The sequence below is a fragment of the Carnobacterium funditum DSM 5970 genome, assembly GCF_000744185.1.
Classification (GTDB): Bacteria; Bacillota; Bacilli; order Lactobacillales; family Carnobacteriaceae; genus Carnobacterium_A; species Carnobacterium_A funditum.
Map to the genome: position 1 here is coordinate 1,207,860 of NZ_JQLL01000001.1, position 22,436 is coordinate 1,230,295.

Genomic DNA, 22,436 nt, shown 5'->3' on the forward strand with positions numbered 1-22,436 from the left:
TTGGTTATGATATTGTCAATATTTTAACAGATGGTTTTTTCTCTGTCAACAAGAATCATTTATTTAATCGTATCTGACAGAGCATTGAAAGCAACTTCATCCACATCGCTTAATTCGACGATCCAATTATTTTCTTTAGCTACACTATTTAATTTTTCAGGTTCCTCAGCTAGTGCTACATGGTAAGAAACCACATTCCCTGCAAGCGGCGTAGTCAGTTCTGTTACTGCCTTGGCACCTTCTACACCAATTAAACTCTCATCAAGTTCTACTTTAGTCACATCAGAAGGGATATCAATAAACATCACTTCACCTAAATCATCTTGTCCTTTTTCAGACAAACCAATCCGATAGTTTTTTTCGTTTTTTAAAATCCATAAGCCATTTTCACTGTACTTTATTTTTTGCACTTCAGTCATTTCATTTCTCTCCTCTACTTTAGCCATTCTTTTTCAAAAACGTCTTCATTGAAACCAAGCGTGATTTTTTCCCCATTGCTTACCAGTGGTCGTTTAATCAGCATCCCATCCGTTGATAGTAGTTCTGCGGCTTCTTCTGCCGTCATTTCTGGTAGTGTGTCTTTCAAATTTAGTTCACGGTAACGATTGCCGCTCGTATTAAAAAAACGACTTATTGGTAAATTAGATGCTGCCATCCATTCCATCAATTGTTTTTTTGAAGGAGGTTGCGCAATCATATCGATTACTTGGTACTCCATTGTATTGTTCTCCAACCATTGTCTGCCTTTACGACAACTTGAACAAGTTGTGTGTTGATAAAAGTTAAGCATATTCCCTTCTCCCTTCAATTTTCGTTTCACATTTTTTTATTTGAGTTGCATCTAAAACTGACTTTCATCTTCTGAGAACATGTAGCTCCGGTAATGATACCTCATCGACATCACTAAGCCGACACCCATCATATTCCCTAATAAAGCCGATCCACCTTGGGAGATGAAAGGAAGAGGAATCCCCGTTAACGGCAACATTCCAATACCCATTCCAATGTTTTCCAACACGTGGAATAAAATCATCATGATTACACCAGTGGAAATATAGGTGTAAAACTCATTTTTTGTATCAAAACAAATGCGGATCATTTGGTAAATCAATAAGAAATAAATAAAGATTAAAGCTGTGCTTCCGATAAAGCCAAAGTTTTCACCAATCGTCGAAAAAATCATATCAGACTCTCGAACAGGTACATATACTTCTGAAACACCAAGTCCTTTACCAAATACTTTTCCAGAACCAATGGCTTTCATACTTTGAATCAGCTGATAGGCTGCATCAGCGGAATCTTGATAAGGATTAAGCCAAGAATCAATCCGAGCAAACTGATATGGTTTAAAACCAAAGTTCAACAAAATATCACGGTTGTAGGCCACAATAAACAATAAACCACTACCGATGCCTGCTACAACTGCAAATATTGGAAAGATAATTTTCCACGTTATACCTGACATTAAGATAATACCGCCAGTAATAGCCATAAAAACTAACGTCGTCCCCAAGTCATTTTGTAATAAAATCAATACTAGTGGGACAATAGACGTGAGCAAAATTTTACCAAACAATAAAAAGTCTGCTTTCACAAAATGCTCATTGTATTCGCTGTTGTGTTTGGTTACTACTCGCGCGAGCATAAGAATAAAGGCAATTTTCATTATCTCTGCAGGCTGAAACGTGAGCGGTCCAAATTTGAACCAACTTTTAGCTCCTGTAAAGGCTGCTGTGGGTCGATCATAAAAGAACAAGACTAAAACCAACAGCAATAAGCCAATTCCATAAGCAATTGGCGCTAGTTTCCATAGTTGTTCGGAATCAAATTGCATAATGACAACAATAGCAATTGTTCCAACGATGTACCAAAGTATCTGCATGATTGTGGTTCGCAATCCTTTGCCTTCGATTAAATAGGTTGTCGAAAAGAGAGTGACTATGCTGATAATGGATAATAATAAAATAGATAAGATTATACCGTAGTCTATTTTTGATTCTTTATTTGCATTCATATTTCTAAAATTCTCCTTGTCTCTTCAATCAAATAATAAAATAGCATTTTTTAATTTCTTATTCATTATATAAGAAATCAGCTACAAAAAAAAGGGGAGCGGGACAAAATCCCAACTCCATTTTTTGATTGTGTCACCCTTTTTATATTGGCAAATTTTCATCTTTATCCATTTCATGTTCTTCAATGGTTTTAATCTTCGTTAATTTTCTACGTTGTTTATTGGCTGCATCAAGTAAGTAATCTTCTTTTGTTTTCCCCTTTTCTTCGTCTTCTTTTTTAAACTCAGCTACTGTTTTATCATTTTTGTATTGGAAATAAATAACGTTAATCAGTGCCCCTAATAAAAAGACAATTGCCGAAAAGTAAAGCCACAACATCAAGATAATGAAGACTCCAAACGCTCCGCTTCCAGCTGCTGCTCCTCCAGCAACGGATACATAAAGTGAAAATCCTTGTGATAATATCAACCAACCGACCGCAGAAAATACAGCGCCGGGTAGAGAATATATAAACGATAAGCTGTGATTCGGTAATAATGAATACATTAAAATTAAGACAACTAGTAAAACAGCTAATAATATAAGCCACCTAAAACTAAGTATCTCTTCAATCAGTGTTAATTTAATATTAAGAATATTTTCAATGAAACGCAGGATTTGTTCACCAAAAACAAAAGCAAACATAATAACTCCAACAACCCCAACAATTGCCACATTAATAACAAATGACATCACTCGGACGATAATAAAATTCTTTCGTTTCTCAACACCATAAACATCGTTTAAGACCAATTGGGTCGCATTGAATGCTTTACTAGTGGACCAAAGAGATGCGATTAACCCAATAGAAATAACGCCTCCACGCGTCTGGCTTAAAAAATCCATTAACATAGGCTGAACGATACTATAAATATCTGATGGTAAAGCTGTCTTTATATAAGGCAATATTTCTGCTGCACTAATTGGTAGGAAAGGAATCATATTCGCGACTACTAATAATATAGGTGCAATTGACAGCAAAATAAAATAAGCTAATTCTGCTGAGTTAGATGAAACCTCAGCTCGTTCCCAGTTTGGTTTTATAATTTCCAACCATGCTTTTGCTTTCTCTTTAAAAGAAGCTTTTTTTGGAATTGCTGTCATTCAACACCACACCTTTCTTAGCTAAAATTGTTGACTCTTCGACTTTATTGTTATATCTGATGCAAATTGTAATCCATCAACAACTGATTGATTCCATCATCGACTGATCTAGCTTTTGATTCTGCACCTGAATTAAAAATTACGGTTACGGATTTACCTTCTTCTTGTTGAATCAATCCAATTTGTTGTTTTCCTGCTGATAAAGACAATTCAATAAATCCTTCTTTGTTATTAGGCGTTTCTTTTATTTCTATTTCGATTTTTTTATTTCCTTTTGTCATAAATAAGCTCCTTTTAGTTGGTTTCTCTTTTTTAGTATACTCTATTTCATTATTTTTTTCACTTCTCATCCATTACAGAATACGGAAAAAGAAAAAAAGCTGAGGCATCCAAAAACATGAATGTCTCACCTTTTTAACTTCTTTAATAAATGAACGTTTTTTATTAAATCAAGTTATGCAATTCCTTTACCTGTTGCTTTATTCAGAAACGATGGCTACTCCAGCACTTGCGCCAATTCTTGTTGCTCCTGCTTTGACCATTTCTTCTACATCCGCTTTTGAATGAATCCCACCAGATGCTTTGACTCCAATCGTTTCTCCAACTGTTTTTCTCATTAATGCGATATCTTCTTTCGTTGCTCCACCGGTTGAAAAACCAGTTGAAGTCTTCACATAGTCTGTACCCGCTTGAACAGCCAGTTCACAAGCACGTACTTTTTCTTCATCCGTTAATAAGCATGTTTCAATAATCACTTTCACTAATGCTTTTCCTTTAGCAGCTTCAACTACTTTTTGAATATCATTTAAGACTTGCTCATCTTCTTTAGACTTTAATGCTCCAATATTAATAACCATGTCTACTTCTGTTGCTCCATTATTAATAGCGTCAGTTGTTTCATATACTTTTACAGCTGTTGTATTCGCACCTAATGGAAATCCAATAACCGTACAAACATCAACATCTGATCCTTTTAACTGTTTTGCAGCTTCTGTTACCCATGTTGGATTAACACACACTGAATAGAAACCATATTCTTTAGCTTCCGCAGTTAGTGTTAGGATTTCTTCCTTTGTCACAGCTGGTTTTAAGGCTGTGTGATCAATTAGATTAGCTATTTTATTCATTTGTTTTCCCCCTAGTTTTTTTAAATAGTTTTTTGAACATATGTCCATATATACAAGAAATTACGTTCAAGTTCGAATACTTCTATTATATCTTAAACGCCATAAAATGTAAACGTTCTAACATGAACTATTAAGCTTTTTCAACTCCACTCCAGAAGCTCTTTTGCAGTGAATTGATCAATTATTAACACGTTCGCATACTGTCCTTTTAAGGCTCCGTCAATGGCGGCTAGTTTTCTGTGTCCGCCAGCTACTAAAATAGATTTTTCTTTGTGTCTTAGTTCTTCTAAATCAATACCCATCGTACGATTATTTATTTCTTGATCACTTATTTCTCCTTGGTCATCAAAAAAGCGCGAGCAAATATCTCCAACGGCTTGTTTTTTTAAACGGCCTTTTTCTTCTTGATCAAAATACCCTAGTCTGAATAACAATGCATTTTCACGCACTGTTCCGACCGTAAATAGCGCTACCGTTGCTTGTTTACCCTTTTCAATGATGTATTGCATATGTCGGTCTTGCTCCACTAATTCCTTAGTCGTAACATGATCAAAGATAACAGGTAACAATAGATTAAGCGGTGTCGTTTGGAATGCAGCAGAAAACAATGAAATCGTTTCGTTAGCATAAGTCTGAACGGTTGAATGACTAATACCACCTTTTAGCTGAACAACTTCAACACCGTTAACTTTTTTAGGGGTTAATTTCCTGGCAATTTCGTGCATTGTCGTCCCCCAACTTACTCCTAAAATAGTCCCATCTACAATCACCTGTTCTAGATAATCTGCTGCAAAGCGAGATAAATAAGCTGTGATGATTTCATAATCAGATTCCGGTGAGAATACAACATGAACTTCTGCTAGTGAGTATTTTTCTTTTAATTCTATTTCTAAATGAGCGAGGTCAAAAAAGGGATCTATTATTTTTATTTGGATATACCCTTTATCTTTAGCCCTCTTTAATAAGCGAGAAACAGTTGGTCTTGAAATACCAAGTTTTATTCCAATCTCTTGTTGGCTATAATCCGATTGATAATACAACTTAGCCACTTCAATCATTAGTTGTTCTTTTGCTTCATTTTTTATAGTACCCCTCCTCACTTTGTATCTTTTACTCAGTATAACGGATTCCAAACCTTTGTGGAATACATGTTAGTCGAGTTGGTTTTTAGCAAACAAGAGGCTGGGACTTTTTGTCCCAGCCTCTTCACATATCCGAATTTTCATTCTAGAATGTGCTTCAAAAAAACAAACCTGAATCACTTCACGAACAATGCTCGATGGTTACTTATTAAAACAAGTGCTTGCTTCGAAAAATTCCATGTCTAAAGATTGAGCAACTTCTTTTTTAGTCAATTTATGATGCATAACGTTTATTCCACCATATACAGTCGGGTTTTCTCGTGCCGCTTTTTCGACACCTTTTTCAGCGATTTCTAATGCATAAGGAATCGTTACGTTAGTTAAAGCCATTGTTGACGTTTTCGAAACGGCTCCTGGCATATTGGCAACTGCATAATGAAGAACCCCATGACGAGTATAGACAGGGTCATCATGTGTTGTTACTTTATCAGCTGTCTCAACAATTCCACCTTGGTCGACTGCAATATCTACAATCACTGATCCAACTTCCATTGTTTTAACCATTTCTTCTGTTACTAATGTTGGTGCTTTAGATCCATGGATCAATACCGCTCCAATAACTAGGTCAGCTGTTTTAACTTGTTTTGCAATATTAAATTTGTTTGACATCAATGTTGTCACTGAATTACCGAAGATATTACCTAACTCAGCTAAACGAGCCGGATTGACATCTAAAATAGTGACATCAGCACCAAGACCAACAGCCATTTCAGCTGCGTGCATTCCTGAAACACCACCACCGATAATAACAACCTTACCTGCTGAAACGCCTGGTGCGCCACCAAGTAAAAGACCTTTTCCACCATAAGTGTTTTCTAAAAATTGTGCGCCAATTTGAATAGACATCCGACCAGCTACTTGACTCATTGGAGTTAATAATGGCAACTGGCCATCTTTCGTCATTGTTTCATATCCAATAGCGGTTACGCCTGATTCAACTAATTTAGCTGTTAATTCTTTAGCTGCTGCTAAATGCAAATAAGTGAACAGAATTAGACCTTCACGGAAATAGCCATATTCTTCAGGTATCGGTTCTTTTACTTTAATAACCATATCCGCTGCCCAAATATCTGCAACACTTTCCACCATTTTTGCTCCTGCTTCTACGAATGCTTCATCAGTGAAGCCTGCTTTTTTTCCAGCTAATTCTTCAACAATAACTTCGTGTCCTGCTTCTACGAGACTGTGAACTCCCGCTGGTGAAATAGCCACTCGATTTTCGTTGTTTTTGATTTCTTTAGGTATACCGATTATCATAATCATTTACCTCCTATTGGAAATACACTGACCTCAATTCGGACAGCTTTATTCACCACTATATCGCTTAACTTGCAAAAAATGAAATATGAACCTAAATTTTTTTATGAAAATCTTTAATTCTTTTAGTGTAAGCATGTAGCGGTTCTTTATTTTTTTAAACAATCCTTTTTTGTCCTTATTTAAACCTTATTTAAGCCCTATTATTCTATTATTTTTTGTACTCTTCCAACTTGATCCTTTTCTTTTAACATCACTTTTATTCCATGAGGATGTTGTGCACTATTTGTCAAAATCCGCTTAACGTGGCCTCTTGTTAACGTCCCTGTACGTTGATCTTTTTTAAGCACAATATCGACTACTGAATCTAGTTTTATGTTCACTCTTTTCTTTCCATCCATTTTATTTCCTCCTTATTTCGTTTACTTTATTTTTTTATTGTACCACATTTATTTTCCTATTCGCTTTGTCATTTTTTTACCATTCAATTTAATTGGCTAACCAAGAGAAATTAAGTTCTCGTCACTTTTTTCTGTTTGGCACTTCTTTATTTTTCAGCCTTTCAACAAATTACTTTCCAAATACACAGCCATGTCGCATAATAGATAAAGGACAGGGGGATTAATCTTGACATACAATCGAACTATTGATGTTGTAAAGGGACTTGCGATTCTTTTTGTTATTTTGATACACAGTTTAACAAGTGAAACCATGTTAACTATCGGCGGACCTTTTTATATTCTACAAGCTGTACCTTTATTTCTTATTATTGCAGGATTCAATAATGCTATGTCGTATGAACGGCATCACACTCAAACACTAATTGATCTTTATCAGCCAACCTTACTTTTAAAAAAGTTGAATCGTATTTTATTACCTGCTGTTGTTGCTTACCTAGTTCAAATGATTATCGGTCCATTTATTGGAAAAGAAGCCACTATCTTCTTTTATTTATTTGGCCGTGGTGGATTTGGCGGTTTTTTCATTTCGATTATGATTCAGCTTATTTTCTTTTTACCTTTTCTTTATTATCTTGCAAAAAAAAATCATCATCTAATGTTAATTATGAGTTTCTCTATTAATTTGGCTTTTGAGTTGGCTAGCGATATTTTGGGACTGCCACCGTTTTTATACCGGTTATTTTTCTTTCGATACTTGTTTGCCATCGCCTTAGGTATTTGGTATTTCTTTATTCAAGAAGACAAAAAAGCTCTGAATTTGATGAAAATAAGTGCCTTATTAAGTATTCCTTATCTTATACTGGTTCATTATTTTGAGTATGAAGCGCCTTTTTACTCTTTTGATACGTCATGGAGAGGTCAAAATCCCTTGACATTCTTTTATCCTTTATTGCTGTTTCATTTAGGGCTCACTTACTTGCCTAAGTTAAGATGGAATATTATTTATGAAGGTTTAGCGCGTTTAGGCACTCAATCGTACCACATCTTCATTGTTCAAATGGTTTACTTTTGGATTATCTATTCCTATACTGATAAGACAGAATCTTTGCTAATTGTTGATTTAGCTATTTGCTTAGTTGTTGGGATAGGGTATTATCACCTAGAGCAAACTTATTTAAATCGCAAACAGTAAAAAAGCTATTTCCAGCATCTATTTGTCGTGAAAATAACCTTTTTACTTTTTTAAATAGGAAAGATAAACCTATTCGACGTTTACTTACTAAAAGAAAGCTGTTATACTATTTGAGTAAGTTACCTTAAAGGAGGAATTATCCACATGGAAAACCCATTCATAGATTTATTAAAAGAGCGTCGTTCCATTTACGCTCTAGGAAAAAATGTACCCTTATCTAATGAGCAAATTACAGAATTAGTACAAAAGGCTATTAAAGAAAGTCCAACTTCATTTAATTCACAAACATCCCGTGCCGTTGTATTGTTTGGAGATTCCCATGATACATTATGGGATCTAACAGAAGCAGCTTTAAAAGTTGTTATTCCTGAAGGACAAGATTTTGCTCCCACTGTTGGAAAATTAAATTCTTTCCGTGCTGGTTATGCAACAATCTTATTCTTTGAAGATATGAGTATTGTCAAAAACCTACAAGAACAATTTGCACTATACGCAGATAATTTCCCAGTATGGTCAGAACAAGCTTCTGGAATTGCACAACACTCAGTATGGACGGCATTAGCTACTGAAAATGTTGGTGCTAGCTTACAACATTACAATCCACTAATTGATAACGTTGTTCATTCAGAATGGAACTTATCTTCTGACTGGAAGTTGCGTGCACAAATGCCCTTTGGCTCAATTGAAGCACCCGCTCAAGATAAAGAGTATATGGATGATGATGAACGAGTTCTTTCGTTTAATTAATTCAAAAAGGAAAGAGGCTGGTGCAAAATATGTACCAGCCTCTTTCCACATACTCAGATTTCCATTCTAGAATTTGCTTCAAAAAGCAAACCCGACACCTACTTCACGAATAATGCTCGGTGGTCTGTGACCACCGAGCATTATTCGCGAAGTGATTCGGGTCTAACTGCTTTATGTGCCACTCCTTTTATTTTTATAGTCTTTTGTACTTTTTTCCACATAATCAGGTAAGTTAACATCATTTTACCTTTCATCAATAACTAGCCTTGTCTTGAGCTAATTTATGCCCTTTATAATCAAACAATTGACCAAAGTAATTAGGATAAGAATGCGTTTTGTAAACCTGAACCACTAGTTGCATTTGATTATTAATGATAGCTTCTTCCATATCCTTTTCAACATCGTATATAAACTTATAGGTCTTCATACCCACAACTAAACAGTCAAACGTTCAATCATCAAAAACAAGTTCGAACTTACAGAATGGATTTGAACTCATAGCGTTCATTACTTTTATTTCAGATATAATTATTCCTGTGACAATAGCTGAGTTCACCCTTCCTCCTCCTACTCTGATCTTTTATTTATTTTATAATTCTTCTAGTCATTCCATCCTCTATTTAAGTACCTTCGTCAATTTTTATTCATTTCTTCAATAACCACAATTACTGGTTGACAGCCAAAAGGGACACCATCCAATCTATCCCTTCCAATGGTTCGCATATTTATATCAAAAAATTCAGCTGCGTACTTAGAATAAAAATTTTTATTTTGTGTGGGATCTATATAATCTATTACTTCCTTACTCACATCGCTCATCTCATCTTTTATAAAGACTTTTTTTATCCACAAATATATAATTTAAATCATACTTTTCGATACTTACTTTTTTATCTGCCATCTCTCTCACCTCAATCCTTATCGTACGAACGAGTGTTCGGTAATTAAAGAGAAATCCTCAAAAAAGATTGCCGTTCCTGCGACTTAGCAGCACGTGCAATCTTTTTTAGGTTAGATCATTTAGGGTCTGGTGATAGCTATTTTAACCCCCTACGTTTTTCATTCATCAGATTTTAATGGAATAATGTTTTTTCTCTCTAGCTTAATTTCATATCTAAGTTAGTCCTTTTTTCTTTTGAAAGCTCAAGAGCTAATCTGAGTTTTAAAGATAAGTTAGGATCGTTGATGGGTGTTTCAAAAATTTCTTCACATTTAGCAATCCGATATTTAACGGTATTGCGATGAATAAATAATAGTTTAGCAGTGAGGGTGATATCACATTGAGATTCCAAATATACTTTCAATGTTTTTCTTAATTCTTTATCCATTTCACTGATTGGAAAAGCTAGTTTTTTTAAAGTAGTGGTACAAAAATGTTCTACTTGTGCTAAAGGAGTATGCTCAATTAACTTATTAAATCCTTTAGTTTGATGATAATGAACGATTCCAAGAGAATTGCTTTGTAAAACCATTTTACAAGTTTCTCTTGCTTCTTTGTAAGAAAAATAGATTGAGGTTATCTTGCTTACATCATTCCCAATTGAAAAGTGAAGTGTGATTGGCAATCTATCTTTTAACTGCTGATGAATGAGGCAAAGTTTATCTTTTAAATTTGGTTCAGCTTTTTGCAAAAGTATTCCATAATAACTAGTATCTTTAATTGGAAACAGTAACGCATTCTCAAAATCATTAGAAAATTGCCTTTCTAACCATTCATATGTCAAATGATACCGATCTATTTCAAGGCCATTATCCATTATATCCGACTCTTGATTCTCAAAATGAACGATAATGATAGTATAGATAGATGAATCAACTAGACCATAATCTTTTCCATAATCTAACCAATGAATAACAGGTTTACTTATTTGATTGGTTTCTTGCATTAATTGAGAGAAAAAAGTTTCTCTTAATTGTAACCTACTTTCGGTTATTTCCAGATTTTTATAAATGGTATGTAAAAGAACTGTATTTGTTTGTTCAATGGCGAATTGAGAAAAAGGATAAGGAATCTGATCCGCTTTAAAAATTACTAATAAATAAGGAAAATACGCATTGATTTTAATTGGAAACACCGAAACAAGTAATTTATTCTCATCATCTATTTCAAAAAGAAACCAAGATTCTTTATCCTTATTTTGAATTTTTTTAAGATATGGAATTAATTGTTGTTGATGATAATTTTCAAAACGTAGATCTTGTTGAAACTGTTTTGATTCTGCAATAATCTCTGTAAATGGATTAACCAACATAACTGGACGTTTTAAAATAGTCCCTAAATGATGGATTAAAGTCTTTAAATCAGCTCCTTTAATCATCAAGTTAGAAAATTTCTTCTGAATGTCTAATGCATAATATAATTTGTCCGTTTGCTGGTCCCAAATATAAGAAAGCATTTGATGAGAAATGGTTCCTAAGTTAAGGGTACATGGAATTTGTAATAAAGGGAAGTTTAGGCTATCCGCAAAGGTTATCACCTCTTCGTCTAATTCACTTATAAACCTCCCTAACTTAATTCCTAACCCAGCCACTGGTAATTCATAAAGCGATTGAATGAAGTCGCATAACATTTTGGGATTATCTTTGAAAGCCATAGCTGTTGTTAATAAGAACGTGTTTTTAGGTAAATATAAAGCAACGTCTGGTGTTTCGGTAATTTTAATTGCCTCTACTTCTTTAGATAAATCAGCTTGCTTATTTAAAACCTGAATATCGGAAAAGTGTGGTATTTCTAGTATTGCTTTGAGAGTAGTCATTTTATTGCCTTCATACTTGTATACGGTTGATTTAATTAGATAAACTTCTAACTTACAGTCACTTTTTCGGGGGTGTTTGTGCTAAAACTAATGCATGTTTTAGTTGTTTTAAATAATGATAGTGGCACTTAATGTACTATACACTAGTAATTAAAGAATTCAAATTACTAAAAAAAATTTTTATCAAGTGTATTAGCTGCAATGAAATTTTATAATAAAAAAGAAATGACTATTTGAGCAATAAAAAAGGCCAACGATTTAAAACGTTTGGCCTTTTTTGGAATCTTTTAGATTGATAGTTGCTTAAAGGTTTCACCAACAGCATCTTCAATAACTAAATCAATTGGAAAATCAATTTTCAGAGGCGTTTTATTAATGACAACAACCCGTTTCCCTTTAAAATAGTGAATCAAATTTTTAGCCGGATTAACAGTTAAAGACGTGCCTGCAATGATGAGTAAGTCAGAACTAGCAATGAGTTCTTTTGCTCTTTCTAAAATTTCTGGCTTAATATTTTCTCCAAATAAAACAACATCTGCTCGAATAATGCCATTATCAATAGGACACCTTGGAATATTTAGTTCATCTCTTTGGATTTCTTTTGGCTTGTATTCTCGGCCACATTCCATACAGTGAAAATGACGATTGTTACCATGTAATTCAACGACAAGTTTACTTCCAGCAGTTTGATGCAGACGATCAACGTTTTGAGTGATGATCCGGACATCTTTCGGTTTACTTTCTAGCTCTGCCAAATAAAGATGAGCGGCATTCGGTTCCGATTTTATTCGTTTCTTCTTATTATTAGTCTGATTAAAAAATTTTTCAGGAGAATTTAATAAATAGCGTTTACTCATCACTCTCCTAGGATCCAACTTTTGTCTCTCTAATTTAGTATATGCACCATTATCTGACCGATAATCTAAGAGTCCACTTTCAGTCGATACTCCAGCCCCTCCAAAGAAAGCGATATGCTCTGCCTCATCAATAAATTGTTGTAATGTGTCAATCGGATTGGCCATATCTATGCCTCCTTTTTATAATTGTTAAGCACTACTATACATATAGTAGAAAAATTTATAAGATAGGCTACTCTTATTTTCTTAATAAAAAGTAAACAGTCAATAGACAATAAATTTAATACTATTCCGTTATTTCAACGGCATGAATAAAGAGTCTACCATCTTTAACATCGTAATTACAAGTAACAAGAGTTAAGATATTATCTTCTGGAGAAACAGGAGTATCTGATGAGAAAATGGATTCATTTTTTAATGTTTCAACAAAATCAGGAAATTCATTCTCTTCAAAGGATACATCGAGAAATTTAGGGTTAGCATCAGAAGGGTGTACGGAAAAAATTTTATACGTTCGTTTTGTAAAGGAATCAGTAAAAACAAATTCAGAATGATTCGTTAAAAAATCTTCTGATAGATAACGATCCAAATCCTTGAACATTTGTCCGTATTTAGCGTAATGACCATAAAGAATTGTGTGCTTGTCCAGACCCATACCAGCGTTTCGATAGTCCATAAAGATTGCACCTAAAACATCTTCTTCTTTATAAAAGTTATGTTTTAAATAAAATTCGTTATCTTTTCCGCGTACAACTGGATAATCAACAGCTGTATCCTCAATATTTAGCCAACCAACATAATCAGAGTTGAGATCATAATATTCTGTTGCCGCGTTTTTTTCAAATATTATTTCTTCTTCAGCATTTTTTTCGGTATCGGTTTTTGTAGTAGAAGTGGCTTCTTTTGGGACTTCATTATCTTTAGCAGTTGTTTGAATCAGAGCACTTTCTGGAACTTTAACGTCTTTGCGTTGAGCCGTTACAGTATTGTAATAATAAACGATTTGCACTAATAGTAGACTAGATAAAATCGCTAACCAATATTTTTTTTTCATGTAAATCCCCCATCTTCTTTTTTCGGAGTTATCTTTTGACAACGGTTACGTTATGATGATAGTATAACTTATGTAGACAGAGATCACAAAATATAACTCTGTCGCAAAGGAGATGGATAGAAATGAAAAAGTTTTCGAAGATTGCATTTTCCCTTGTCACTCTACTGTTACTATCGCCAATTTTTGCCGCAACTGCTAATGCAGAAAACCATATTACAGATGACGTAGTAGGTGTCGCTCTAGGTAACCCTGATTTCAGTATCCTTGTATCGGCTCTTCAAAAAGCTGAACTAGTTGAAACACTTCAAGGAGACGGACCATTCACTGTATTTGCACCAACTAATTCCGCATTCGAAAAACTGTTAACAGAATTAGATATTACAGCAGACGAATTACTAGCACAACCTGATTTAGCAAAAGTTCTTACCTATCATGTTGTTCCTGGAAAAGTTATGGCTGCTGATTTAACAGATGGAATGAACGCTGCAACAGTAAATGGTGAAGAGTTAATGTTTGATCTTTCAGGAGATCCAATGGTTAACAAATCTATGATTACTACAACAGATATTGAAGCAACAAACGGTGTTGTCCATGTTATTGATACTGTCTTGGTTCCTTCAGACTTCATGTTACAAGAAGTTGATATGGAAGAAACAACAGTGGCAAAAACAGGCCTTGAAAGTAGTACACCGCTTCTTGTAGCTATGTTGGTTACAGCTAGTGCACTTGTTTTTATGGTTATCAAAAAGAAAAAAGCATAAACTAAAGGCTAAATGAAATCAAATAAATAATCTAATAAACAAAACCCTTTGAGAGACTATCTTTATTTTCTCAAAGGGTTTTGTTTAAAAAAGATTGCCGTTACTGCGACTTGGCAGTACGTGCAATCTTTTTTAATGAGGATTCAGAACAAAAAAAGACTTTACAAAAGTTTACATGACCATTGTCATATCAACATTTGTAAAGTCTTACCATATTATAACATGGAGACGGCGAGAGTCGAACTCGCGTCCAAATATGTCGGCACCTAGATATCTACGCTTATAGTTATGTTATTTAAGGTTCGCTGGGTATCAGCCACACAACCGGCATCATACTTTGCTAGTCTGATGATCTCTTCTAAAACTTGCAGACGGAAACTTTTAGCGTATCCCACTAATTATAGGACCCTTGCTCGAGCACATGGGCGATGCCGAGAGGATCTACACTAAGCTGTTATTACGCAGCTAAAGCGTAAGAGTTGTTATTGTTTTTATCAGTTGTTTTAACTGTAACGTTTTAACGTAGACGTAACCTACGAAGCGCAACCCAAGCTCGACCTATACCTGTCGAATCCGTAACGCCCCCGAATGGGAAGTGTATACAGAGTTGTAAAGTTACCTCTTAAAATCCATTACCTGTTTAACTCTCTAAAATAAGTATAACATAAAGTTAACAAAGTGGAAATGAAAAGATGTTAGGGAGATTATACCTAACAAGAAACCATCGCTTAAAATGAGATAATCAAATACAATACATGAAACCCTCCGTATCTTAAAAGAATTCGGAGGGTTTTATCATATAAATTTAGTTAATTATTTAATCAAAGCCTGCGACTTCATCTTCTTTAACGAAACTAAAGACAATCATCCCTACCAATAGTAGTACAGCAGATACGTAAAAGCCTATTTGCATGGATCCGAACTGGTCTGTAATCCAACCTGTTAAGAAAGGGGCTATAATCGAACTAGACATTCCGATAAAGTTATATGCACTTAGAGCAGTAGATAGAGAGCCTTTTGGTGCGTTTTTAGCAACAAATGCTACTAGAATAGGGTCAAGGGCTAATTTGCCAGTTAAGCCGTAAGCGATTAAAGCAACGATCAACAATGTACGATCTGTTACGAAAGCAATAGAGAAAATAGAAATCATTGCGATAGGAACTAGAATGTAAACAAATATTTTTGTACGATTAACTTTATCAGATAAACGAGCAAATATTAATGCTCCAGGAATAGAAGCCCAAGGAACTAGGGAAGAAATGAAACCGACGCTTGTTCCTTCAAAACCACGTTCCACCTGTAAGAATTGTGGCAGCCATGTGAGTACGACAAAGAATCCGTACAGTGAACAAAAACATAAGATAAAGGTTAAGAGTAGATTACGATTTTTAAAAATAGAAGTGAGCGATGCTTTTTTAACCACTTCAGCAGGTTTATCATCATTTTCAGTAGATGCATTTTGGTCTTCTGGACGAACAACTTTTTCCTTTAGCAGAAAAAAGAATAACAACCCTATAATAACGGTAGGAATTGCCATTATTTTAAAGGGTAGTGTCCAGTGTTCTCCGTTTTCTAAAACTAATTTACTAGAAAGTAACTATCCTGCAGAAGTTCCCAAGGCCATTCCACTATTTATAATGGCATTTCCTAGTGTTAGATTCTTTGTTGGAATTGCTTCAGTTGATAAAGCGTATTGCGGACCGTAGTATGCTCCTTGGCCTGCCCCTGTAAGAGCCCTAAATATCATGAACATACCAAAACCTGAAAGAATCCCGCTAAAGTAGGTTGTGATTCCCATTATAACAAAACCAATTGAAATAACCATTTTTCTTCCATACTTGTCACCTATCACTCCAAAAGGAATTTGTGTGACTGCGTAGGTTAAGAAAAAGAAACTGCTGACTAATCCTAATTGTGAATTATTTAAGCTAAATTCTTTAGCGATTTGTGGCATTAGAGGATTTAAAATCGTTCTATCTGCATACATTAATACCCATCCGAAGAAAAACAAGGTAACTGTTTTCCACCAATATTTTTCTGATACGTAAGTTGCCCCATTGACTACTCTGAGATTTGCTTTATTCTTTTGACTCATTTTTCATTCCTCCATTGTTATGATTGCCTAAAATGATAACGCGTGCATCTATATAAAAAATTTTGATTAAAGTAATCAATAAAAACAGTTGGTTCACTGGTAGCTAAGGCATTTCGAGAGTGGCTTAGCTGAAAATTTATAAAATGATAGGTACCATAAAAAAATCAATCGTTACTTTTTAAAAAGAAAAGAATTTCTATAATGGACATCTATCTGAGATTCATTCAGCATAGTAGCCTACGTGAACTTCTCCGCGGGAATGACTCCCATGCGCATCTGCAAAAACTAACGTATCCGCAACGCAGGAGAAGACTATTCTTTGGAAAGACTCGCTTTTTCAAGTTCGGCTTGCATCAAATGATAAAACTCTTCTTCTATAACTTTTACCATCTCTAACTCCGTTGTTTTTCCTACCTGCTTTCTGTCTTAAATTTTAGAATCATGGTTACAGTATTTTGAATAGATGTAGCTTACTGTCTTGCCGCGCCCTACTGCATAAGTTGCTTGTGGTGCGTCTGTTCCCATAAAGACAGATCTCCTTTTCCAACTAGAATCGACTCTTTGTTTAAAACACTATTTCCTTCCCTTCTCTTTTAAAGCACCCCTTCATTTTAAGGTCATCCTTTACATCTTTTATTGTAAGTGCTATCTACTTTGATTACATTGTACAAATAAGCTAAAAATTAATAGGCTATTTTGTTCTATTCAAACAATTTTCATCTTCGTTGTCATGAAATCCCTTATAGGACAAGAGCTACTGGCAACTAAAAAATGCTAAGCATCCCTTTAAATTGTATTGAGATAAAGAATATATGTAACGAATAATAAAAAAGGGTACAAAAAAAAGGAGGAGTTCAATATGAACTCCTCCAATAAAACTAACTTTTATACTTAATCTCACACCCTATTTATAATACTCTTTTTTAGGTACCAAAATAATACGTAAAGTACTTCAACTACCCTCTTTTAGAAAAAAGATAGTTCAACCAGATTAAAAACAGCTCTTTTATTCGTTTAGCTTAAATAATAATTAAATCAAATCAAAGTATTTCAAGCCTTCAATAATTCCACCGTGAGTATTTCCAGAAGTAACATACGTGGCTTTCTCCTTTAAAACAGGTATTCCATTTCCCATTGAAATGCCGTAATCAACATGGTCAATCATTTCGATGTCATTTGGTCCATCCCCAAATGCATACGTTGGCAGATTTTCAAATGCCATTTTTTTCATTAATTCTGTAATGCCTGTAGCCTTAGAATTTCCTTTAGGAATGGTATCTATGCTATAAGGTGTATTGCGGTAAAAGGAAAGTTCTGGGAAATGCTTTTTGAAATAAGCATCTTCTTCTTTATTTGTACTCAAAATTAATGCCATCAGTATTTCTTCAGTCAAATGTAAAGAACCATCTATTGAAGGTGCGTCTGAATGGATAAATTGATAGGCTTTTTTTAAACTAGACGTCTCACGAGTTGCTCGTATTTTATCAGATGTATAAAAGGATAGAGCAAAATAACGTTCTTCAGTCGCTTGTTTTAAACGAATTAGTGTATCTGTGGAAATGCTGCTACGATGAACTTCTTTTCCTTGATACACAATGTATTGTCCATTAAGCGAAATAAAAGAATCTATCGTTGTTGACTTCAAAATAAATTGAATTTCCAGTGGACTACGGCCTGTCGCGATAAATGGGATATGGCCATTAAGTTGCATTTGTTCTAACGCTTTTACTACTTCAGGTTCAACTTCTGATTCATTGTTTAATAACGTACCATCTAAATCAAAAAATACAAATGATTTTGGTTTCAAGCTTTTTATCTCCTTTAAAATCAGTTTAATCTTTTTCTAAACTTTTAAAATGATCTATCTGATTGTAGCTTTTTAAATGATAAAGTCCATCATAGTAACTTACTTTTGACACGCTTGCATTTAATAATGGTTGAGGATCTATTAGTTCTGGTACTAATCCACTTAACATATAACGTATCGTGTTGCCATGAGCTACAACTAAAACCGTATCACCAGTATCTCGATGAGTTTTTATTAGTTCTATTAATCCTTTTTCGATTCGCGTCCAAAATTCAAGGTAATTTTCAGCATGATGATAAGGATCTGCTTTTTTTGTTGCATTCATTCGCTCAGGTACAGTTGCTCTTGACCATAAATCGCCAACCGTAGGATAGCCCATAACTTCATTGATGCTCGCCCATACTTCATCCACACCCAAAGCTTCAAATGATCCAAAGAAGACTTCTCTCAATTCAGGCATAGCATGAATAGTCAAATCGTCGGCCTCTTTATTCTCTTCTAAAATAATACCGGCTGTCTCAATTGTACGATTAAGGTCACTCGTATAAACAGCATCAAATTTAACATCTGCTAATCCTTTGCCGCTTCTTCGAACATCATCTCTTCCTTTTTCAGTTAGTTGAATGTTACTCCAACCTTGCATTCTTCTGTATAAATTTAAATAAGTTTCTCCGTGTCGAACAAAATAGAATGTACATCCTTTACTCAAAAAATCTCCTCCAGTAACTTAACATTTTCATGTCTAGCCTATTCATCTTCTATTGTACCAAAAACAATCAACTAATGAACCCATCCAAGGAGTTTTAATAATTAAGTCCTCTTTTTAATTTTTTGGAGAATTTCTCCTTCATGATAAGCTGTTAGCAGAATTTTCAAATCTTTTACTTGCTCGGTCAAACGTCTTCCCGTATCTGTTTCTCTTACCTTTTTCCGTTCCATTTCACGGTCTACCACTCGTCTCGTAGACATAATATCGAATTCATCTTCAATAGCGTGTTTAACGGATGTGAATGGCTGATGAGAAACCAGTTGCATTCCAAAAGAATTGTAAAGCAACGTATAGCCTGCTAAGCCCGTTGTATGTTGGTAAGCCTTGGAAAACCCGCCATCAATAACAATCATTCGTCCTTCTGCTTTAATAGGGTCTTCGCCACGTTTTTCTTTCACTGGTGTGTGTCCATTAATAATGTGTCCTTTAGTAGGATCCAAACCAAATTCAATCAGTATGTTTCCACAAGTGACTACATCGTTACGCAGATTATAATAAGAATTTTTCTTTTCTTCATGTGTTTCTTTATCTTCAATATAGTATCGTTCAAAAGTCGTCATTTGATTTTTCCCAAAAAGTGAAGAAGCTGCTCCTGTCCATAAATACCAGATAATATCTAAGTGTTTTTCTTTATTTTCTTTGTCTCTTGTTAAATAACCTTTACGAAGGACTTCTTCGAATTTATCCAATAAGGCTTTGCCGCTATAGGTTTTTTCACGGATTTTGAATGACATAAAACTTCCATCTTCATTTAAAGGAACACACCCATGAAACAATAGATTGTCATTATATGTCAAATACATACTCCCTTTATTGTATAAATAAGATATATGTTTCTGCAGTCGCTCACTCGTTTTAAACGCATAAATTAATTTTTCTACGATACTTTCTTCTTCTTTAGTTAACTGGTATGGATTATCTGGATCGATTGTTGGAAAATAACTATTCGTTAACGGATACGTTTTTCCTTTTATAGAAATCGTTTCTTTCTCATAGTCAATCCTATCCAAAACCATTCGATCATCCATTTTGAAATTAGGCTGTCGTTTAATGATGACACCTTCCAATTTGAATTGAATAATCGCTATGGCTTGATGCATTTTTGTGATTTGTCTAATTTCTTCTTCAAAAAAATCTACTTCTTCTTTATCAACCTTAGGGTAAAAACCCTTCGTTTTATCTTGTGTATAAGTCATCTCGGCAAACGTTAATAATTGGCGCAATGAGATACCATAAGCCTCTTCGATAATCTCAAGGTTATCATAGCGAGCTGATATTCTAAGAACATTAGCAATACAAACAGCTGACCCACTAGCTGCTCCCATCCATAAAATGTCGTGATTACCCCATTGAATATCAACAGAATGATGATCCATTAATGTATCCACAATTTTATCTGGATAAGGACCTCTATCATAAATATCCCCTACAACATGCAAATGGTCTACTACTAAACGCTGAATGAGATAAGAAATAGCCGTGATAAATTGAGGTGCTCGATCTAATGAAAGGATACTTTGAATAATTTTACTATAATAATCTTCTTTATTTGGGAAACTAGTATCTTTAGATAATAATTCTTCAATAATATAAGCAAATTCAATTGGCAAGGCTTTTCTGACCTTCGAACTAGTATATTTTGAAGCAACATAAACACATAGTTCGATTAAACGTGATAATGTTAAGCGATACCACTCATCCATTTCTTCTGTCTCGTTTATTGTTTCTACTATATTTTTTATTTTCTCTTCAGGATAATAAATCAATGTAGCCAGTGTATTTCTATCTTTTGTGCTTAAGCGCTCGCTAAAAACTTCATTAATTTTCTCTTTGATATTCCCAGAACCATTGCGCAAAACATGTTGGAATGCATCATATTCTCCATGAATATCGCTCAGAAAATGTTCTGTTCCTTTGGGCAAGTTCATAATGGCCTCTAAGTTAATGATTTCTGTCGTTGTTTCCCCAATTGTTGGGTACTCTTTAGCTAATAAATTTAAATATTTATTTTTGCTACTCATAATCATTCTCCTTTAGGGATTATATGTATGTCATTTCATTTTATCATAAATCAAATGGTTTAAACTAGCCATTTTAAGAGCCTCAAAAAAAATGAACTGACCTATACATAGGCAGTTTCATTTCTTTTTCCAACTAAATTATTCGATTTTTTCATGTTCGTTAAGCGGCTAGGGCTGCTACAATTGAATCCTCTATTTTTTCTGGTTTAGTCATCGAACTAAATCGTTCAATAATTTCACCATCTTTACCGATGAGAAATTTAGTGAAGTTCCATTTGATTTTTTTATTACCCGTTTGTTCAACTAGATACTTATATAAAGGACTAGCCTCATCTCCATTGACGCTTATCTTTTCATGCAAAGGAAAAGATACATCATACGCCATCTGACAATGAGTCGCTATTTCTTCATTAGAAAGAGGTTCTTGATTCATAAACTGATTAGACGGGAAGCCTAACACAACGAATCCTTGTTCCTTATATTTTTTATACAACTCTTCTAAGCCTTCAAATTGAGGAGCTAAGCCACATTTACTGGCAGTGTTTACTATCAATAAAGGCTTTCCTAAGTACGTACTAAGCGAAACTTCTTCTCCGCCAATTTCGGTAACTGTAAAATCATAGACTGACATAAAATAAATCCCCCTTCTTTCTGTTATTTATTATTAAGTATACCAAAGAAAAAAAAAAAACCTCTTATTAAGCACTATAAGAGTTGTTTTATTGTAAAAAAAACAGCCTGGACAATTTTACTTGTCCGGACTGCTTAATCTTATGTTCTCTTTAACTTGAAGATTGCCATGTTTTTTTACATTTATCTTTCTCTTAATGATCGGGCCAAATCGCGTTTTTGATCTTTGCGCTTCAAGTCTTCTCGTTTATCATAATTTTTCTTACCCTTTGCTACGCCAATCAATACTTTAGCATAACCATCTTTAATGTAGACTTTTAATGGAACGAGTGTGTTTCCACTGCCCTTCATTTCATTTTCTAGACGTACTATTTGTTTTTTATGCATCAGTAATTTCCTCGTTCGTAAAGGATCATGATTAAATTGATTGCCTTGATCATAAGGACTAATGTGAACATTGTGCAAAAATATTTCTCCATTACGAACACGTGCAAATCCATCTTTTAAGTTTATTCTAGCTGCTCTAATCGATTTTATTTCTGTCCCTTTAAGAACAATTCCTGCTTCAACTGTGTCTAAAATAGTATAATCAAATCGTGCTTTTCTATTTTGAGCCAGCAGTTTCCCTTCTCCTTTGGGCATGTTTTTGCCTCCCTACTTGC

At 34.4% G+C, this 22,436-nt stretch carries 22 protein-coding genes, 1 other RNA gene, 1 pseudogene and 1 other annotated feature (1 of these 25 only partly in view); of the genes and pseudogenes, 3 read left to right on the forward strand and 21 right to left on the reverse strand.

From position 1 onward, the window contains the following. Nucleotides 1-5 (reverse strand) — a binding site (T-box leader); it reaches 257 nt to the left of the window's first position. A gap of 54 nt (nucleotides 6-59) precedes the next feature. From BR44_RS05565 to BR44_RS05605, 9 genes are all read right to left on the reverse strand, one after another. Further along, a complete protein-coding gene (locus BR44_RS05565) occupies nucleotides 60-419 on the reverse strand; it encodes a glycine cleavage system H family protein (RefSeq protein ID WP_034551108.1) in 360 nt (119 codons plus the stop codon). A 14-nt stretch (nucleotides 420-433) separates the two neighbouring features. Continuing rightward, nucleotides 434-790 (reverse strand): arsenate reductase family protein, encoded by a 357-nt coding sequence (locus BR44_RS05570; protein ID WP_034551109.1) that lies wholly within the window; start codon nucleotides 788-790, stop codon nucleotides 434-436. A 51-nt stretch (nucleotides 791-841) separates the two neighbouring features. After that, the gene (locus BR44_RS05575; protein ID WP_034551110.1) at nucleotides 842-2,014 is read right to left on the reverse strand and encodes an FtsW/RodA/SpoVE family cell cycle protein; all 1,173 of its coding nucleotides are present in this window, start codon (nucleotides 2,012-2,014) and stop codon (nucleotides 842-844) included. Nucleotides 2,015-2,156: 142 nt separating this feature from the next. Further along, entirely contained in the window at nucleotides 2,157-3,158 is a 1,002-nt protein-coding gene (locus BR44_RS05580; protein WP_034551111.1) for a YihY/virulence factor BrkB family protein, read from the reverse strand. 50 nt (nucleotides 3,159-3,208) lie between these two features. Further along, a complete protein-coding gene (locus BR44_RS05585; protein WP_034551112.1) occupies nucleotides 3,209-3,439 on the reverse strand; it encodes a DUF2969 family protein in 231 nt (76 codons plus the stop codon). A 198-nt stretch (nucleotides 3,440-3,637) separates the two neighbouring features. After that, nucleotides 3,638-4,285: a deoxyribose-phosphate aldolase gene (gene deoC, locus BR44_RS05590; protein WP_034551113.1), complete on the reverse strand. Its 648-nt coding sequence runs from the start codon at nucleotides 4,283-4,285 to the stop codon at nucleotides 3,638-3,640. A 140-nt stretch (nucleotides 4,286-4,425) separates the two neighbouring features. Continuing rightward, a complete protein-coding gene (locus BR44_RS05595) occupies nucleotides 4,426-5,385 on the reverse strand; it encodes a DNA-binding transcriptional repressor DeoR (RefSeq protein ID WP_281173130.1) in 960 nt (319 codons plus the stop codon). Between the two features lie 183 nt (nucleotides 5,386-5,568). After that, the gene (ald, locus tag BR44_RS05600; protein WP_034551115.1) at nucleotides 5,569-6,684 is read right to left on the reverse strand and encodes an alanine dehydrogenase; all 1,116 of its coding nucleotides are present in this window, start codon (nucleotides 6,682-6,684) and stop codon (nucleotides 5,569-5,571) included. Nucleotides 6,685-6,887: 203 nt separating this feature from the next. Next, nucleotides 6,888-7,085: a YwbE family protein gene (locus BR44_RS05605; protein WP_034551117.1), complete on the reverse strand. Its 198-nt coding sequence runs from the start codon at nucleotides 7,083-7,085 to the stop codon at nucleotides 6,888-6,890. A 226-nt stretch (nucleotides 7,086-7,311) separates the two neighbouring features. On the opposite strand from BR44_RS05605, the gene BR44_RS05610 reads away from it, so the two are divergent. After that, a complete protein-coding gene (locus BR44_RS05610) occupies nucleotides 7,312-8,277 on the forward strand; it encodes an acyltransferase family protein (RefSeq protein ID WP_034551119.1) in 966 nt (321 codons plus the stop codon). 144 nt (nucleotides 8,278-8,421) lie between these two features. Continuing rightward, a complete protein-coding gene (locus BR44_RS05615) occupies nucleotides 8,422-9,024 on the forward strand; it encodes a nitroreductase family protein (protein WP_034551120.1) in 603 nt (200 codons plus the stop codon). A gap of 253 nt (nucleotides 9,025-9,277) precedes the next feature. Here the strand turns inward: BR44_RS05615 and BR44_RS11875 are convergent, their stop codons facing one another. The 5 genes from BR44_RS11875 to srtB all read right to left on the reverse strand — a co-directional run bounded on the left by BR44_RS11875 (nucleotide 9,278) and on the right by srtB (nucleotide 13,691). Further along, nucleotides 9,278-9,451 (reverse strand): hypothetical protein, encoded by a 174-nt coding sequence (locus BR44_RS11875; protein WP_245592926.1) that lies wholly within the window; start codon nucleotides 9,449-9,451, stop codon nucleotides 9,278-9,280. A gap of 206 nt (nucleotides 9,452-9,657) precedes the next feature. After that, on the reverse strand, nucleotides 9,658-9,843 hold the full coding sequence (locus BR44_RS11490) for a hypothetical protein (protein ID WP_211249864.1): 186 nt from the start codon (nucleotides 9,841-9,843) through the stop codon (nucleotides 9,658-9,660). Between the two features lie 278 nt (nucleotides 9,844-10,121). Continuing rightward, nucleotides 10,122-11,780: a PucR family transcriptional regulator gene (locus BR44_RS05625; protein ID WP_034551122.1), complete on the reverse strand. Its 1,659-nt coding sequence runs from the start codon at nucleotides 11,778-11,780 to the stop codon at nucleotides 10,122-10,124. A 287-nt stretch (nucleotides 11,781-12,067) separates the two neighbouring features. Beyond that, nucleotides 12,068-12,802 (reverse strand): NAD-dependent protein deacylase, encoded by a 735-nt coding sequence (locus tag BR44_RS05630; protein ID WP_034551124.1) that lies wholly within the window; start codon nucleotides 12,800-12,802, stop codon nucleotides 12,068-12,070. A 121-nt stretch (nucleotides 12,803-12,923) separates the two neighbouring features. Then, complete coding sequence (gene srtB, locus BR44_RS05635) at nucleotides 12,924-13,691, reverse strand: class B sortase (protein ID WP_051912560.1); 768 nt, start codon at nucleotides 13,689-13,691, stop codon at nucleotides 12,924-12,926. A 122-nt stretch (nucleotides 13,692-13,813) separates the two neighbouring features. Between srtB and BR44_RS05640 the strand changes: the two genes are divergently transcribed. Continuing rightward, on the forward strand, nucleotides 13,814-14,452 hold the full coding sequence (locus tag BR44_RS05640; RefSeq protein ID WP_084676102.1) for a fasciclin domain-containing protein: 639 nt from the start codon (nucleotides 13,814-13,816) through the stop codon (nucleotides 14,450-14,452). Between the two features lie 220 nt (nucleotides 14,453-14,672). Here BR44_RS05640 and ssrA read toward each other — a convergent pair. The 7 genes and pseudogenes from ssrA to smpB form a co-directional block, all read right to left on the reverse strand. Next, nucleotides 14,673-15,038, reverse strand: a transfer-messenger RNA (tmRNA) gene (ssrA, locus tag BR44_RS11285). Nucleotides 15,039-15,269: 231 nt separating this feature from the next. Further along, a pseudogene (locus BR44_RS05645) lies at nucleotides 15,270-16,547 on the reverse strand (MFS transporter). 1,030 nt (nucleotides 16,548-17,577) lie between these two features. Further along, nucleotides 17,578-18,354: a Cof-type HAD-IIB family hydrolase gene (locus tag BR44_RS05650; RefSeq protein WP_034551126.1), complete on the reverse strand. Its 777-nt coding sequence runs from the start codon at nucleotides 18,352-18,354 to the stop codon at nucleotides 17,578-17,580. Nucleotides 18,355-18,379: 25 nt separating this feature from the next. Further along, a complete protein-coding gene (locus BR44_RS05655; RefSeq protein ID WP_034551127.1) occupies nucleotides 18,380-19,063 on the reverse strand; it encodes a histidine phosphatase family protein in 684 nt (227 codons plus the stop codon). 101 nt (nucleotides 19,064-19,164) lie between these two features. Beyond that, entirely contained in the window at nucleotides 19,165-21,144 is a 1,980-nt protein-coding gene (locus tag BR44_RS05660; RefSeq protein WP_034551128.1) for a fructose-bisphosphatase class III, read from the reverse strand. 160 nt (nucleotides 21,145-21,304) lie between these two features. Then, entirely contained in the window at nucleotides 21,305-21,775 is a 471-nt protein-coding gene (locus BR44_RS05665) for a glutathione peroxidase (protein ID WP_034551129.1), read from the reverse strand. Between the two features lie 182 nt (nucleotides 21,776-21,957). Then, nucleotides 21,958-22,416, reverse strand: a complete 459-nt coding sequence (smpB, locus tag BR44_RS05670) for an SsrA-binding protein SmpB (RefSeq protein ID WP_034551131.1) — start codon at nucleotides 22,414-22,416, stop codon at nucleotides 21,958-21,960. Between the last annotated feature and the right edge of the window lie 20 nt (nucleotides 22,417-22,436).

Bases quoted from the DNA above. Each gene is read 5' to 3' on its own strand.
- BR44_RS05660 (WP_034551128.1), bottom strand. From the start codon at position 21,144: ATGAGTAGCAAAAATAAATATTTAAATTTATTAGCTAAAGAGTACCCA.
- smpB (WP_034551131.1), bottom strand. From the start codon at position 22,416: ATGCCCAAAGGAGAAGGGAAACTGCTGGCTCAAAATAGAAAAGCACGA.
- BR44_RS05665 (WP_034551129.1), bottom strand. From the start codon at position 21,775: ATGTCAGTCTATGATTTTACAGTTACCGAAATTGGCGGAGAAGAAGTT.
- BR44_RS05615 (WP_034551120.1), top strand. From the start codon at position 8,422: ATGGAAAACCCATTCATAGATTTATTAAAAGAGCGTCGTTCCATTTAC.
- ald (WP_034551115.1), bottom strand. From the start codon at position 6,684: ATGATAATCGGTATACCTAAAGAAATCAAAAACAACGAAAATCGAGTG.
- BR44_RS05580 (WP_034551111.1), bottom strand. From the start codon at position 3,158: ATGACAGCAATTCCAAAAAAAGCTTCTTTTAAAGAGAAAGCAAAAGCA.
- BR44_RS05605 (WP_034551117.1), bottom strand. From the start codon at position 7,085: ATGGATGGAAAGAAAAGAGTGAACATAAAACTAGATTCAGTAGTCGAT.
- BR44_RS05640 (WP_084676102.1), top strand. From the start codon at position 13,814: ATGAAAAAGTTTTCGAAGATTGCATTTTCCCTTGTCACTCTACTGTTA.
- deoC (WP_034551113.1), bottom strand. From the start codon at position 4,285: ATGAATAAAATAGCTAATCTAATTGATCACACAGCCTTAAAACCAGCT.
- BR44_RS05570 (WP_034551109.1), bottom strand. From the start codon at position 790: ATGCTTAACTTTTATCAACACACAACTTGTTCAAGTTGTCGTAAAGGC.
- BR44_RS05575 (WP_034551110.1), bottom strand. From the start codon at position 2,014: ATGAATGCAAATAAAGAATCAAAAATAGACTACGGTATAATCTTATCT.
- BR44_RS05625 (WP_034551122.1), bottom strand. From the start codon at position 11,780: ATGACTACTCTCAAAGCAATACTAGAAATACCACACTTTTCCGATATT.
- srtB (WP_051912560.1), bottom strand. From the start codon at position 13,691: ATGAAAAAAAAATATTGGTTAGCGATTTTATCTAGTCTACTATTAGTG.
- BR44_RS05565 (WP_034551108.1), bottom strand. From the start codon at position 419: ATGACTGAAGTGCAAAAAATAAAGTACAGTGAAAATGGCTTATGGATT.
- BR44_RS05585 (WP_034551112.1), bottom strand. From the start codon at position 3,439: ATGACAAAAGGAAATAAAAAAATCGAAATAGAAATAAAAGAAACGCCT.
- BR44_RS11875 (WP_245592926.1), bottom strand. From the start codon at position 9,451: ATGAAGACCTATAAGTTTATATACGATGTTGAAAAGGATATGGAAGAA.
- BR44_RS11490 (WP_211249864.1), bottom strand. From the start codon at position 9,843: ATGAGCGATGTGAGTAAGGAAGTAATAGATTATATAGATCCCACACAA.
- BR44_RS05630 (WP_034551124.1), bottom strand. From the start codon at position 12,802: ATGGCCAATCCGATTGACACATTACAACAATTTATTGATGAGGCAGAG.